Annotated in this window: 12 protein-coding genes; all 12 read left to right on the forward strand. The window is 29.2% G+C overall.

Annotation, left to right across the window (positions count from 1 at the left end; translation table 11 throughout):
* The first annotated feature begins 8 nt into the window (after positions 1 to 8).
* The 12 genes from RDX53_RS02225 to yihA all read left to right on the forward strand — a co-directional run bounded on the left by RDX53_RS02225 (position 9) and on the right by yihA (position 14,189).
* A complete protein-coding gene (locus RDX53_RS02225; protein ID WP_307993646.1) occupies positions 9 to 1,073 on the forward strand; it encodes a lysylphosphatidylglycerol synthase transmembrane domain-containing protein in 1,065 nt (354 codons plus the stop codon).
* A 24-nt stretch (positions 1,074 to 1,097) separates the two neighbouring features.
* Positions 1,098 to 1,520, forward strand: coding sequence for a DUF3783 domain-containing protein (locus RDX53_RS02230; RefSeq protein ID WP_195931852.1), 423 nt, complete (start codon positions 1,098 to 1,100; stop codon positions 1,518 to 1,520).
* Between the two features lie 187 nt (positions 1,521 to 1,707).
* Positions 1,708 to 2,271 (forward strand): carbonic anhydrase, encoded by a 564-nt coding sequence (locus tag RDX53_RS02235; protein WP_307993647.1) that lies wholly within the window; start codon positions 1,708 to 1,710, stop codon positions 2,269 to 2,271.
* Positions 2,272 to 2,394: 123 nt separating this feature from the next.
* Positions 2,395 to 3,330, forward strand: a complete 936-nt coding sequence (locus tag RDX53_RS02240) for a phosphoglycerate dehydrogenase (RefSeq protein WP_195931917.1) — start codon at positions 2,395 to 2,397, stop codon at positions 3,328 to 3,330.
* 189 nt (positions 3,331 to 3,519) lie between these two features.
* A complete protein-coding gene (gene ligA, locus RDX53_RS02245; protein ID WP_195929618.1) occupies positions 3,520 to 5,538 on the forward strand; it encodes an NAD-dependent DNA ligase LigA in 2,019 nt (672 codons plus the stop codon).
* Positions 5,539 to 5,715: 177 nt separating this feature from the next.
* Positions 5,716 to 7,065, forward strand: coding sequence for a ribonuclease PH (gene rph, locus RDX53_RS02250; RefSeq protein WP_195929619.1), 1,350 nt, complete (start codon positions 5,716 to 5,718; stop codon positions 7,063 to 7,065).
* 24 nt (positions 7,066 to 7,089) lie between these two features.
* The gene (locus tag RDX53_RS02255; protein ID WP_195929620.1) at positions 7,090 to 7,566 is read left to right on the forward strand and encodes a metallophosphoesterase; all 477 of its coding nucleotides are present in this window, start codon (positions 7,090 to 7,092) and stop codon (positions 7,564 to 7,566) included.
* Between the two features lie 132 nt (positions 7,567 to 7,698).
* Positions 7,699 to 8,982, forward strand: a complete 1,284-nt coding sequence (gene tig, locus RDX53_RS02260; protein ID WP_195929621.1) for a trigger factor — start codon at positions 7,699 to 7,701, stop codon at positions 8,980 to 8,982.
* A gap of 80 nt (positions 8,983 to 9,062) precedes the next feature.
* Positions 9,063 to 9,644, forward strand: coding sequence for an ATP-dependent Clp endopeptidase proteolytic subunit ClpP (clpP, locus tag RDX53_RS02265; RefSeq protein ID WP_195929622.1), 582 nt, complete (start codon positions 9,063 to 9,065; stop codon positions 9,642 to 9,644).
* A 38-nt stretch (positions 9,645 to 9,682) separates the two neighbouring features.
* Positions 9,683 to 10,930 (forward strand): ATP-dependent Clp protease ATP-binding subunit ClpX, encoded by a 1,248-nt coding sequence (gene clpX, locus RDX53_RS02270; protein WP_195929623.1) that lies wholly within the window; start codon positions 9,683 to 9,685, stop codon positions 10,928 to 10,930.
* A 300-nt stretch (positions 10,931 to 11,230) separates the two neighbouring features.
* Entirely contained in the window at positions 11,231 to 13,588 is a 2,358-nt protein-coding gene (lon, locus tag RDX53_RS02275; RefSeq protein WP_307993648.1) for an endopeptidase La, read from the forward strand.
* Entirely contained in the window at positions 13,578 to 14,189 is a 612-nt protein-coding gene (yihA, locus tag RDX53_RS02280; RefSeq protein ID WP_307993649.1) for a ribosome biogenesis GTP-binding protein YihA/YsxC, read from the forward strand. Before lon ends, yihA begins: the two co-directional genes overlap by 11 nt.
* Positions 14,190 to 14,278 lie beyond the last annotated feature (89 nt).

Raw genomic sequence — 14,278 nt, forward strand, 5'->3', positions numbered from 1 at the left:
AGAATATTATGGAGTTTTTTAAGAAGTACAGGAATATAATATTAAAATATAGTTTTCTATTATTTCTAATGATTTTTACTGTTTATTTAGTTTTTCAAAATTTAGATATAAATTCTATAGAAAAAATAAAAGATATAATAAATAAAAAATACATAGTAATGGGAGTCTGTGCAATCTTAGTATATATGATTTTAGAAGGAATAATTTTAAAACAAATACTTGATGCTCAATATAAAGTAAACGAAAAGTTATTAGGCGTTAAGTTGGCTAGTATGGGATTTTATTATAACCTAGTAACACCATTTGCATCTGGAAGCCAACCTATGCTTATATATGTTTTATCTAAATATAAAGTTCCATTAGGTGAAGCTACAGGAATAATAACAAACAAAACGTTATTGTATCAATCTGTAGTAACTATATACTGTGCAGTATTATTTGTATTAAATATGGGAATATTAAAAAGTCAAATACTAGGGGTAATATCTTTAGTTATACTTGGTTTAGGAATAAATGCGTTTACCATTTTAATAGCAGTTTTAGCAATTTTAAATCCTGTAAAACTAAAGGCTGTAAGTAGTTTTTTAATACAACATATTTCAAAATTTAAAATTCTAGGGTTTTTAAAAAATAAAGAAGAGAAAATAAATAAGTTTATAGATGAATACAGCATATCAGTTAAATTTTTTATAACAAATAAAAAGTTATTATTTAAAACAACAGTATTAACAGTAATCCAACTTACTGCGTATTTTAGCATATCTTATTGGATATATAGATCATTTAATTTAAATCAAAATCATCTTGTTTATTTAATAACTTTACAAACACTTTTATATATGGCTGTTTCACCTATACCAACTCCGGGTAATATAGGTGCTAATGAGATAACATTTTTTAGTATATTTAATGGCGTATTTCCAAAATCAATATTGGGATATGCAGTACTTTTATATGGCGCATTAGTATATTATTTTATTTTGATTACAAGTGCTATATTGACATTATTGACACATGCTCAAATTAAAGAGAAACCGACAATTGCAGATAATAGCAACGTTAGTAAAATATAAATTTTTATTTTAAGGAGATAAATTATGACATTTAAAAAAATAAATGAAAACGAACAACAAAACTTACATGATAGAAGTTGCATGATATTAGTTAATTTTAATGCTAAGGAACTTGCAGCAATAAAAACAGTAAGCAATTTTGCTGGGATAAGAGATAGAATAGCTGTAACTAGCAAAAATGGAAATACAAAAATAAACGATATATTAGACGGAAATATGCTTGATGATAATGAAGAAGTATGGAGTGAAAAAGCTATTATATTTAATAATATACCGACTACTAGAGTTTCTGGATTTTTAGATGGATTAAAAAAGATGAAAATAAGAAGACCATTAACTGCTATGGTTACAGAAGTATCAATAGACTGGAAACTAAATACATTAATATACAACTTAAAAGAAGAGAGAAAAGCAATATCTAAAGGACAATTTGCAGAACATAAATAATAAACTTTGAAATAGACCTTATTTTTATATAGGGTCTATTTTTTATGTGATTTTTTAATAGGTAAAAATTAATTTTAAAAAGCAGAAATTATAAGATTTTAAAGGAATTTGTAATTTGCTGTGGAATTAAATTTATTAATGCAAAAACTTAAAAACTTCATACATTATAATTAAAAGGAGAGATGGTATGCATTATTTAGAAGCGCTAGAAAAATTAAAAAAAGGTAGCAAACTTTATTTAGAATGTCAGAGTAATCCATCAATTTTTCATCAGGAACTGCGTGAAGAATTAAAAAATAAGGGACAAAAGCCTTATGTAACAATAATAACTTGTTCTGATTCTAGAGTTCCAGTACAACATATTTTTTCTGCAAGTATGGGAGAATTATTCATTATAAGAAATGCAGGAAATATAATTGGAGATTTTGAAATAGGTTCAGCAGAATATGCATCAGAACATTTAGGAGTTGAGTTAATTGTTGTATTAGGACATACTCATTGTGGAGCAGTTGATGCAACAGTAAGAAATCAAGGACACAGTTATATAAAGTCTATAACTGAAAAAGTTTCAGAAGCTATTGGAACTGAAAAAGACCAACGAAAGGCAGAAGTATTAAATGCAAAATATGGTGTAGAATGTTTGAAAAAAAGTGAAGTTTTAAGTGAATTAGAAAAGCAAGATAAGTTAAAAATCATTTCAGCTATGTACGATATAGAATCAGGAGAAGTTATATGTGAAGATATTAAATAATAAAAAATGAATAATAACTATAAATTTAAAATAAAATAATATTATATTTAATGTTTTGAGATATATGTATCTCAATTTTTTTTTGATTATAATTAAATTAACTATAGAAAGGGGATAATAATTATGAAAGTTTTAATTACTGTAAAAATTAGTGACGAACAATTAGAAAAAATAAAAAGTCTAGGATATGAGATTATAAGAATATCTGAATCGAAAATCAAAAATTGTGAAGAAGTAGATGATGCAGATATATTAGTCACTTATAATCCTTTTAAAAGATTAGATATATCAAAAATGAAAAATTTAAAATATATAATGCTTACAAGTGTAGGATTTGATCAATTACCAAAAGAAAAAGTCATAAAACAAAATATACAAGTAACTAACAACAGAGGTGGATATAGCATACCTATGTCAGAGTGGATAGTTATGTGCATATTAGAAATATATAAAAAATCTAAAATGCTTTATAAACAACAGCAAGATAAAGTTTGGCATATGGATTTTGGAATAAGTGAACTTTATGGAAGTAGAATTGGCTTTTTGGGAACAGGAACAATTGCTGTAGAAGCTGCAAAAAGACTTAATGGATTTGGAGTGGAAATATGGGGGTACAATACTAATGGACGTGAAGTAGAATATTTTGATAGATGCTTTGGAAAAAATCAAATAAATGAAATATTTAAAAACTGCGATGTAGTAGTTAGTACAATGCCTTGCACAGAAAATACAATAGGAATGATTGATAAGGATAAATTTGAATTAATGAAACAAGGTTCTAGCTTTATAAATGTTGGAAGAGGAAAAATCGTCAACGAAGAAGATTTAATAAAATATCTAGATAAATTTGAGGGTGTTGCATTAGACGTATTTGAACAAGAGCCACTTCCAAAAGAAAGCCCACTATGGGATGCTGACAATGTAATTGTTACACCTCATAATTGTTGGGTATCTGATAAAAATGATATAAGAGTAGAGAAATTAATGTATTCTAATTTAAAAAAATATAAAGAAGGCAAACAAGTAGATAATATAGTAAATATAGAAAGAGGATATTAAAAAATAGAGTTTTTAAATAAAGATAATTTTTCTTGGGTTATAAAATAATCTACAAATTTATGATAATATAAATAAGACTAATTTATATTTAGTTAAAAAATAATCTTATATTATTAATTTAATATTAGCATTAAAAAAGTAGAATTTAGATAATACTATGATTATATAAAAAGTTAAGGAGTTTAATGTATGAGTGCTCAAAAGAGAATTGAAGAATTGATAAATTTAATAAATTATCACAATGACAAATATTATAATCAAGATTCACCAGAGATAGAAGATTTTGAATATGATAATTTAATGAAAGAATTAATCAAGTTAGAAGAAGAAAATCCAGAATTAAAAAGAAATGATTCACCATCAAATAGAGTTGGTGGGAAACCATTAGACAAGTTTGAACAAGTTGTACATAAAATACCGATGCTTAGTCTTTCTAATGGATATTCATGGGAAGATTTAAAAGATTTTGACTCAAGAGTTAGAGATGCAGTAGGGCAAGATGTTGAATATGTAGTTGAATTTAAAATAGATGGTCTATCAGTAGGACTTAATTACAATAATGGAATATTTGAAAATGGTGCTACAAGAGGAAATGGTACTGTTGGAGAAGATATTACTAAAAACTTAATGACTATAAAAAATATACCTCTTAATATAGATGAAAAAGACGAACTTACAGTAAGAGGAGAGGTTTATATATCTAAAAAGGATTTTGAAGCAATAAATAAAATCCAAGAAGAACAAGACCAACCTTTATATGCCAATCCAAGAAATTTAGCTGCGGGGTCTTTACGTCAACTAGATTCTAAATTAACAGCTAAAAGACCTCTAGATATATTTATATTTAACTTAGAGGATATGAATTCTAAACAATTTAAAACACATAGCGAATCATTAGAATACTTAAAAACATTAGGTTTCTCAGTAAGCCCAGATTTTAAAGTATTCAAGACTATGGATGAAGTAATAGAACATATAAAATATTGGACTGATCATAGAGAAGATTTAGAATTTGGAATAGATGGAATGGTTATAAAAGTAAATAACCTAGCTCAAAGAGAGCAAATGGGTTATACTGCGAAAAGTCCAAGATGGGCAATTGCATATAAATTCCCAGCAGAAAGAAAACAAACAAAATTATTAGATATAGTTGTGGAAGTTGGTAGAACTGGAACAATAACGCCAACAGCAGTTTTAGAACCGATAAGACTTGCCGGAACAACAGTAAGTAGAGCAACACTTCACAATGAAGATTATATAAATGAAAAAGATATAAAAATAAACGATACAGTATTAGTTCAAAAAGCAGGGGACATAATACCACAAGTAGTTGAAGTTATAAAAGAGAAAAGAACAGGTGATGAAATAACATTTAACATGCCAGAAGAATGTCCAGTATGTGGTGAGCCTACAGTTAGACTAGAAGGAGAAGCAGCAGTTAAGTGTATAAATATATCTTGTCCTGCACAAATTAGAAGAGGAATTATCCATTTTGCATCTAGAGAAGCTATGGACATAGACGGATTAGGAGAATCTATAATCACTTTATTATTAAAAGAAGGATTAATAAAAGATATAGCGGACTTATATTACCTTAAAAAAGAACAAATATCAGTTCTTGAGAGAATGGGTGATAAATCAGCGACTAATTTAATCAATGCCATAGAAAAATCAAAAGAAAATGATTTATGGAGATTTATAAATGGACTAGGTATAAAACTAATAGGAACAAAAGCTGCAAAAATATTAGCAAGTGAATTTAAAGATTTAGATAAATTAATGAATGCAACAGAATCAGAATTAATAAACCTAGAAGAGTTTGGTCAAACTATGGCAGATAGTGTAGTAGAGTTCTTTAAAGAAGAAAAAAATATATCAGTTATAGACAAACTAAAAGCTGCAGGGGTAAATACTAAATTAATTGAATCAGGAAATGAAGATATACCGAAAATATTTGAAAAAATGAAGATAGTTTTAACTGGAACTCTTCCAACATTAAAACGAAATGATGCTAAAGAAATGATAGAACAAAGAGGTGGAAAGGCTACTTCAAGTGTAAGTAAATCTACATCTTTCGTTTTAGCAGGTGAAGAAGCCGGCTCTAAACTGACAAAAGCTAATGATTTAGGCATAAAAGTTATAGACGAAGATAAATTTTTACAATTAATAAATTTAAAAACTAACGAAGAGGTTTTAAGTAATTTATAAAATTAATCAAAAACGTCCGTTAATAACTTCATCATCCTTATATAAAAGTTGATTTTACCTTATAAATGTAGTAAATTAGTCAAAGTAGTGATAGAATTATTTAGAGAATGAAGTTATTTAACGGAATTTACGAATTTAATATTCAAGAGAAGTATTTGATTTTAGAAAGGAAAAAACATGACTAGAATTGATGGTAGAGAGTTTGATCAAATTAGGGATTTAAAAATAACTAGAAATTATACAAAATATGCAGAGGGGTCTGTATTTATAGAAATGGGTGATACAAAAATATTATGTAATGCATCTATAGAGGATAAGGTTCCTCCCTTTCTAAGAAACACAGGAACTGGATGGATAAATGCAGAGTATTCTATGTTACCTAGATCGACTCAACAAAGAAAAATAAGAGATGCATCTAGAGGTAAAATAGATGGTAGAAGTCAAGAAATACAAAGATTAATAGGTAGGGCTATTAGGTCAGTAATTGATTTAGAAAAATTGGGAGAGAGAACTATCTGGATAGATTGTGATGTAATACAAGCAGATGGTGGTACTAGAACAGCATCAATCACAGGGGCATTTGTAGCTGTATTAGACGCTATAAATAAATTACATAAAGATAAAGTAATAAAACATATGCCAGTTAGAAACTTTGTATCAGCAATAAGTGTTGGTATAGTAGATGGAGAATATTTACTTGACTTATGTTATGAAGAAGATTCAAAAGCACAAGTAGATATGAACATAATAATGACTGATAAAGGTGAATTTGTTGAGTTACAAGGAACAGGGGAAGAATGTCCTTTCTCAAGAAAAGATTTAGAAAAACTTCTAGAGCTAGGAGAAAAAGGTAATAAAATGTTACTAAAAGCTCAAAGGGAAGCTTTAGGTGAAATAGCTGATGAGATTCTAGGTGTGGATTATGGTAATGACGTAGTTATAGCTACAGGAAATACACACAAATTAGAAGAAATAGGTGACATATTAAAGGACTTAGATTATAATATATATTCATTGAAAGATGTCGACCTTGGTGGACTAGAAATCGAAGAAAATGGTAAAACATTTGAACACAATGCCTTAATAAAAGCTAGAGAAGTTGCAAAAAGAACAAAAATGATAACTATAGCTGATGATTCTGGCCTTGAAGTTGATGCAATAGGTAAAAAACCAGGCATATATTCTGCTAGATATGCAGGAGAAAATGCTACTGATGAAGAAAATAGAGCAAAACTATTAAAATCATTAGGAAATACACCTATGAGCCAAAGAAATGCTAGATTTGTTTGTTGTATAGCGGTAGTATTCCCAGATGGAAAAGAATTCGTTGTTAGAGGAACTTGCGAAGGAACTATAGGATTTGAAGAAAAGGGAAGCAATGGATTTGGATACGATAACTTATTTATAGTAAACAAATACAATAAAACATTTGCTGAATTGCCAGCAACTATAAAAAATGCTATAAGCCACAGAGCAAACGCACTACAATTAATGAAAGAAGAATTATCAAGAAGAGTAGGAAGATAAATAATATAAAGGTAGTGGATAATAATGAGAATAGGAATAGTTAGTGATACTCATAGATTCACAGCGGCAATGGACAAAGCGATTCCGTACTTAAAATATTGCGACTTGATTGTTCATGCAGGAGATAATATAGATGATTCTTACTATCTAGAGGCTGTGACTGATGTACCAGTTGTTGCTGTAAAAGGCAACTGTGATTTTTATTCTGATCCAGGGAAGGATGAGGAGACGTTTATGGCTGAGGACAAAAAAGTTCTTGTTTGCCATGGACACAATTATGGAATAAAGTATTCTTTAGATGAGCTGCAAAAAAGAGCAGAAGATAAAGAAGCTGATATAGTAATATTTGGCCATTCACATGTACCATATTATAAAGAAAAAGACGGTATTATATTTATTAATCCAGGAAGTACATCTTTACCTAGAGGCGGTTCAAGCAAAGGTATTGGTATATTAGATGTAGAAAATGGAGAAATTACCTATGAAAGGCTAAAAATATAAACCCTCTAATTCTATGGAACACTTGTAAATAAAAAAATGGTTGTGATATAATTAAAGAGTTAGATATTTATTAGAATTAAATTTAAAATTATTCTAAAATGATTACATATATATTTAGGAGGATAAAGTTAGATGAAAGCAGAATTAATTAAAAAAGAAGGTAACGTTGTAAATTTCAAATTAACTATAGACAACGACAAATTTGAAGCTGCTATAAACAAAGCTTACAATAAAAATAAAGGAAGATTTAACATAGCAGGATTCAGAAAAGGTAAAGCACCTAGAAGAATAATAGAAAACAACTACGGAAAAGGAGTATTCTACGAAGAAGCTATAGATATAGTATTCCCAGAAGTATACCCAAGTGCATTAGATGAGTTACAATTAGCTCCAATAGACAGACCAAGCATAGATGTTGAAGAAATAAGCAAAGACAACGGATTAGTATTAGTTGTTGAAGTTGAAGTTCAACCAGAATTCGAATTAGGTCAATACAAAGGTATAGAAGTAGCTAAAGTTGACTATAATGTAACTGAAGAAGAAGTAGATGCTAAATTAAACGAATTACAAGAAAGAGCTTCTAGATTAGTAGATTCAGATAAAGAAATAGAAAATGGAGATACTGCTAACATAGACTTCGAAGGATTCAAAGATGGTGTAGCTTTCGAAGGTGGAAAAGCTGAAGGACACAACTTAGTTATAGGTTCAGGTTCATTCATACCAGGATTCGAAGATCAATTAGTAGGTAAAAAAGCAGGAGAAGAAGTTGACGTTAACGTTACTTTCCCAGCTGACTACCATGCAGAAGATTTAGCTGGAGCTCCAGTTGTATTCAAAGTTAAAGTAAATGGAGTAAAAGTTAAAGAATTACCAGAATTAAACGATGAGTTCGCTCAAGATACTACTGAATTCGATACTTTAGCAGAATTAAGAGCTGACGTTAAAGCTAAAGCTGAAGAAGAAGCTGCTGCAAAAGCTAAAGGTGAAGAAAGAAACGCTGTTGTAGATGCAGTTGTTGCTAACACAGAAATAGAAGTTCCAGAAACTATGGTAAATGCTCAAATAGATAACTCTATAATGGAACTTAACTACTCTTTACAATACCAAGGATTCAGCGTAGAACAATTATTAGAAATGACTGGTAAATCTATGCAAGAATTAAGAGATGAAAAGAAAGAAGATGCTGAAAAATCAGTTAAAGCTTCATTAGTTATAGATGCAATAGCTAAAGCAGAAAACGTAGAAGTAACTGAAGAAGAAGTTGAAGCAGAAGCTGCTAAAATGGCAGAAGCTTACAACATGACATTAGCTCAAATAAAAGAAGCTTTAAAACCATCTGATTTAGAAGATATAAAAGGTCAATTAAGAATAAGAAAAACTATAGACTTCTTAGTTGAAAATGCTGTTATAGCATAATAATAAAATAAAATCTGATTTGTAGTAGTTTTAATAAACTACTACAAATTTATCCACAAAGAATAGAGGGGGTATGAATTATGGCATTAGTACCTACAGTAGTAGAACAAACAGGTAGGGGAGAAAGAGCCTATGATATATATTCTAGACTTTTAAAAGATAGAATTATATTCTTAAGTGATGAAGTAAATGACACTACAGCTAGTTTAGTAGTAGCACAGTTATTATTTTTAGAGGCTGAAGATCCAGATAAAGATATACATCTATATATAAATTCTCCAGGTGGTAGTGTAACAGCTGGTATGGCTATATATGATACTATGCAATATATAAAACCAGACGTTAGCACTATATGCATAGGTTTGGCTGCTTCAATGGGTGCATTCTTATTAAATGCAGGGGCAAAAGGAAAAAGATTTGCATTACCAAACAGCGAAATAATGATACACCAACCTTTAGGTGGAGCAAAAGGTCAAGCTACAGACATAGAAATCCATGCTAAATGGATTCTAAAAATAAGAGAAAGACTAAATCAAATTCTTTCTGAGAGAACTGGGCAACCAATAGAAAAAATACAAGAAGATACAGAACGTGACAACTTTATGAGTGCTCAAGAAGCAAAAGAATACGGTCTAATCGATGAAGTAATAGAAAAGAAGTAATTGAAGAAAGAGCGTAGTTTTAGGAAGAGGTGCTTAATATGTCAAAATATGAAGATAAAAGACAATTAAAATGTTCATTCTGTGGAAAGACTCAAGATCAAGTTAGAAGATTAATTGCAGGGCCAAACGTTTATATATGTGATGAATGTGTTGAGCTTTGTGATGAAATAATACAAGAAGAGATGGAAGAAACTTTAGAAGAAGATACTCTATCTCTGCCAAAACCTAAAGAAATGATGGAAATCTTAAATGATTATGTCATAGGTCAGGAAAGAGCTAAAAAAATATTATCAGTAGCTGTATATAATCACTACAAGAGAATTTACAGCAAAAAAGCAACTTCTAAAGATATAGAAATTCAAAAGAGTAATATACTTTTATTAGGACCTACAGGTTCTGGTAAAACTTTATTAGCTCAAACATTAGCAAAAACATTAAATGTTCCTTTTGCTATGGCAGATGCTACATCTTTAACAGAAGCTGGTTACGTTGGAGAAGATGTTGAAAATATTTTATTAAAACTTATCCAAGCTGCTGATTTCGATATAGAAAAAGCAGAAAGAGGCATAATCTATATAGATGAAATTGATAAAATAGCAAGAAAATCAGAAAATCCATCTATCACTAGAGATGTTAGTGGTGAAGGTGTTCAACAAGCATTATTAAAAATACTTGAAGGAACAGTTGCAAATGTTCCACCACAAGGTGGAAGAAAGCATCCTCATCAAGAATTTCTTAAAATAGATACAACAAACGTATTATTTATTCTAGGTGGAGCCTTCGATGGAATAGAAAAAATAATTCAAAGACGTGGGGAAACTAAAACTCTTGGATTTGGAGCAAAAATAGAAAGTAAAAAGAATATAGATTTAGGAAAAATATATTCAAAAGTTCTACCAGAAGATTTACTTAAATTCGGTATAATACCAGAATTTATAGGTAGAATACCTGTTGTTGCAACATTAGAACTACTAGATGAAGATGCACTAATGAGAATATTACAAGAGCCAAAAAATGCTTTAGTAAAACAATATAAAAAATTATTAGAGCTAGATAATGTAGAGTTAGAGTTTGAAGACGAAGCGTTGAGAGCTATTGCTAAAAAAGCTATCGATAGAAATACAGGTGCTAGAGGTCTTAGAAGTATCGTTGAAAGTGTTATGATGGAAAGCATGTATGAAGTTCCATCAAGAGACGATATCAAAAAGGTAATAGTAACTAAAAAAGCTGTAGAAGGCGATAGTGAACCAGTAATGGTACTTAAAAATCAAGAAGAAAGTGCATAATAAATATATATTTTAAATATATATATGCATATAAATTGGATTTAAAAAGGAGCTTGTTTAGCTCCTTTTTTTGAACATTAAATTATTGATGAATAGGGTTGGATAATAAAAGTAAAAAATAGTAGTATATTTGTATTTATGTTGAAAATTAAACTATGTAAATATATAATATAAAAAGCAATATAAAAATTTCATTAAGATATATTATTATATAAACATATATTTAGGGAAATTAGTGTATTGTCTATAAGATTTTTAGTAAGACAGCAGAATTGTATAAATAATTTAAGGAGTGAAATTATGGAAAATAAATACACTAAAATAGAACGTAAATTACCATTAATTCCTCTAAGAGGATTAGCAATTTTTCCATATATGATATTAAATTTTGATATAGGTAGAGAAGTTTCATTAAAAGCTTTAGATGAAGCTATGCTTGCTGATGAGTTAATATTTTTAACTTCTCAAAAAGAGGCAGAAATAGATGAACCTACAGAAGAAGATTTCTATCATGTCGGAACAATTTGTAAGGTAAAACAAATGATAAAATTACCTGGGGATACTGTACGAGTTTTAGTAGAAGGTATATCAAGAGGTAAAATAAAAGAAGTTAACCAAGATGCAGGATATTTTGAAGCTGTTGTAGATGAAATAATATATAATGAAACTACAACTCAAAATGATATAGAAATAGAAGCTTTAGTAAGAAATGTTTTAGACTCTTTTGAAGAATATATAAACATAGGAAATAGAGTTTCTCCAGAAATACTAGTATCTTTAGAAGAAATAGAAAATGCAGATAGATTTGTTGATACTATTGCTTCTAATATATACTTAAAACCAGAACAAAAACAAGAAATACTAGAAGAGTTTGACATAGCAAAAAGACTAGAGCTTTTATATTCAATCCTTTTAGAAGAAATAGATATATTAAAAATAGAAAAGAAAATAACTCTAAGAGTTAAGAAACAAATGAATAAGGTTCAAAAAGAATATTATTTAAGAGAACAACTTAGAGCTATACAAAAAGAATTAGGTGATGAAGAAGATATTAATTCTGAAGCAGAAGAATACAGAATTAAACTTAAAAAAATCAAAGCACCTAAAGATACAAAAGAAAAAATAAGTAAAGAAATAGATAAGTTCTCTAGAATATCACCTGCTTCACCAGATGTTTCTGTAAGCAGAAACTACTTAGAAACGATATTCTCATTACCATGGAACAAAGAAACTAAAGACAAATTAGATATTAATAAAGCCAAAGAAGTTTTAGATAATGAACACTATGGTATGGAAAAAGTTAAAGAGAGAATACTAGAATTCTTAGCAGTTAGAACTTTATCTAAATCATTAAAAGGACCAATAATCTGTTTAGTTGGACCTCCAGGGGTAGGTAAAACATCTATAGCTAGATCTATTGCCGCATCTATGAATAGAAAATTCGTGAGAATTTCTCTTGGTGGTGTTAGAGATGAAGCAGAAATAAGAGGTCATAGAAGAACTTATGTTGCTGCTATACCAGGTAGAATCATAAATGGCGTAAAAGAAGCTCAAACTAAGAACCCTGTATTCTTATTAGATGAAATAGATAAAATGGCATCTGATTATAAAGGTGATGTTGCATCTGCAATGTTAGAAGTCTTAGACCCAGAACAAAATAAAAACTTTGTAGACCATTACTTAGAAATACCATTTGATTTATCTAAAATCTTATTTATAACTACAGCAAATAGTTTAAGTACAATACCAGGTCCATTACTTGATAGAATGGAAATAATCGAATTATCTGGTTATATAGAAGAAGAAAAATTAAACATAGCTCAAAAATATCTACTTAAAAAACAAATCGAAGAAAATGGTCTTGAAGAAGGATTTGTAAAAATAGATGACGAGACTATGAGAGATATTATAAATTACTACACTAGAGAAGCTGGTGTCAGAACTCTAGAAAGAACTATCGGCAAAATATGCAGAAAGATAGCTAAAAAATATGTAGAAGACCCAACTTTAACTGAAGTTGTGGTTACAAAAGAAGACCTAGAAGAATATCTAGGAAAAGACAAATATACATTTGATTTAGCTGGTATTAAACCAGAAATTGGTATGGTTACAGGGCTTGCATGGACTGCTGTTGGTGGAGTAACTTTAAACGTAGAAGTTAATGTACTAAAAGGTAAGGGACAAGTTGTATTAACTGGTCAATTAGGAGATGTAATGAAAGAATCTGCTAAAACAGCAATTTCTTACATCAGATCAATTTCAGATAAATTCAACATACCTGAAGACTTCTACAAAACTAAAGATATCCATATACACATTCCAGAAGGAGCAACACCAAAAGATGGACCATCTGCTGGTGTAACAATGGCTACTGCTGTAATTTCAGCATTAACTAATATACCTGTAAGATGTGATGTTGCTATGACTGGTGAGATAACTTTAAGAGGTAGAGTATTACCTGTTGGTGGAATAAAAGAAAAATTACTTGCAGCACATAGAGCAGGAATCAAAAAGGTATTACTTCCAAAAGATTGTGAAGCTCAATTAGATGAAATACCACAAAACGTAAAAGATCAAATGGAATTTGTATTAGTTAAACATTTAGACGAGGTATTAGAGCAAGCTCTAGTAAAAGATGGTGACAGAAATGAAAATTAGAAGTACAGAAATAAAAATGAGTGCAACAAAAAGACATCAATATCCAGCAGAGGGACTACCAGAAATAGCATTAGTTGGTAGATCTAACGTTGGGAAATCTTCTTGTGTAAATGCATTATTAAATAGAAGAAACTTTGCAAGAACTAGTCAGACTCCAGGGAAAACTAGAACTATAAACTTCTATTTAATAAACAATGAATTCTATTTTGTTGACCTTCCAGGATACGGATATGCAAAGGTTGCAAAATCAGAAAAAGACAAATGGGGAAATATAATGGAAACTTATCTAGGAGATAGAGAAGAATTATGTGCTATTTTCTTATTAGTTGATATTAGACATGAACCAACAAATGATGACGTTATGATGTATGAATGGATAAAACACTTTGGATATGAATGTGTTGTAATAGCTACAAAAGCAGATAAAATATCTAAAGGGCAATACCAAAAACACATGAGCGTAATAAGAAAGAAATTACAATTAGAAAAAGAAGAAAAAATAATTCCTATATCTTCAAGCAAGAAAACTGGTGTAGAAGATGTTTGGAACGAAATAGTTAATCAATATAATAAACATGGATATGAAGTAACAGTAGACTAATTTTGACTACTACTTATATTTATTAGTTGATCACAACAATAAAATCTTAATGTATTTTAAACCTATGATGAAATTATTTGAAAAATTTT

The sequence above is a fragment of the uncultured Intestinibacter sp. genome (genome assembly GCF_902468165.1).
Taxonomy (GTDB): Bacteria; Bacillota; Clostridia; order Peptostreptococcales; family Peptostreptococcaceae; genus Intestinibacter.

Excerpts from the sequence above, each read along its gene's own strand:
- RDX53_RS02225 (WP_307993646.1), top strand. The coding sequence starts at position 9 with ATGGAGTTTTTTAAGAAGTACAGGAATATAATATTAAAATATAGTTTT.
- RDX53_RS02230 (WP_195931852.1), top strand. The coding sequence starts at position 1,098 with ATGACATTTAAAAAAATAAATGAAAACGAACAACAAAACTTACATGAT.
- RDX53_RS02235 (WP_307993647.1), top strand. The coding sequence starts at position 1,708 with ATGCATTATTTAGAAGCGCTAGAAAAATTAAAAAAAGGTAGCAAACTT.
- RDX53_RS02240 (WP_195931917.1), top strand. The coding sequence starts at position 2,395 with ATGAAAGTTTTAATTACTGTAAAAATTAGTGACGAACAATTAGAAAAA.
- ligA (WP_195929618.1), top strand. The coding sequence starts at position 3,520 with ATGAGTGCTCAAAAGAGAATTGAAGAATTGATAAATTTAATAAATTAT.
- rph (WP_195929619.1), top strand. The coding sequence starts at position 5,716 with ATGACTAGAATTGATGGTAGAGAGTTTGATCAAATTAGGGATTTAAAA.
- RDX53_RS02255 (WP_195929620.1), top strand. The coding sequence starts at position 7,090 with ATGAGAATAGGAATAGTTAGTGATACTCATAGATTCACAGCGGCAATG.
- tig (WP_195929621.1), top strand. The coding sequence starts at position 7,699 with ATGAAAGCAGAATTAATTAAAAAAGAAGGTAACGTTGTAAATTTCAAA.
- clpP (WP_195929622.1), top strand. The coding sequence starts at position 9,063 with ATGGCATTAGTACCTACAGTAGTAGAACAAACAGGTAGGGGAGAAAGA.
- clpX (WP_195929623.1), top strand. The coding sequence starts at position 9,683 with ATGTCAAAATATGAAGATAAAAGACAATTAAAATGTTCATTCTGTGGA.
- lon (WP_307993648.1), top strand. The coding sequence starts at position 11,231 with ATGGAAAATAAATACACTAAAATAGAACGTAAATTACCATTAATTCCT.
- yihA (WP_307993649.1), top strand. The coding sequence starts at position 13,578 with ATGAAAATTAGAAGTACAGAAATAAAAATGAGTGCAACAAAAAGACAT.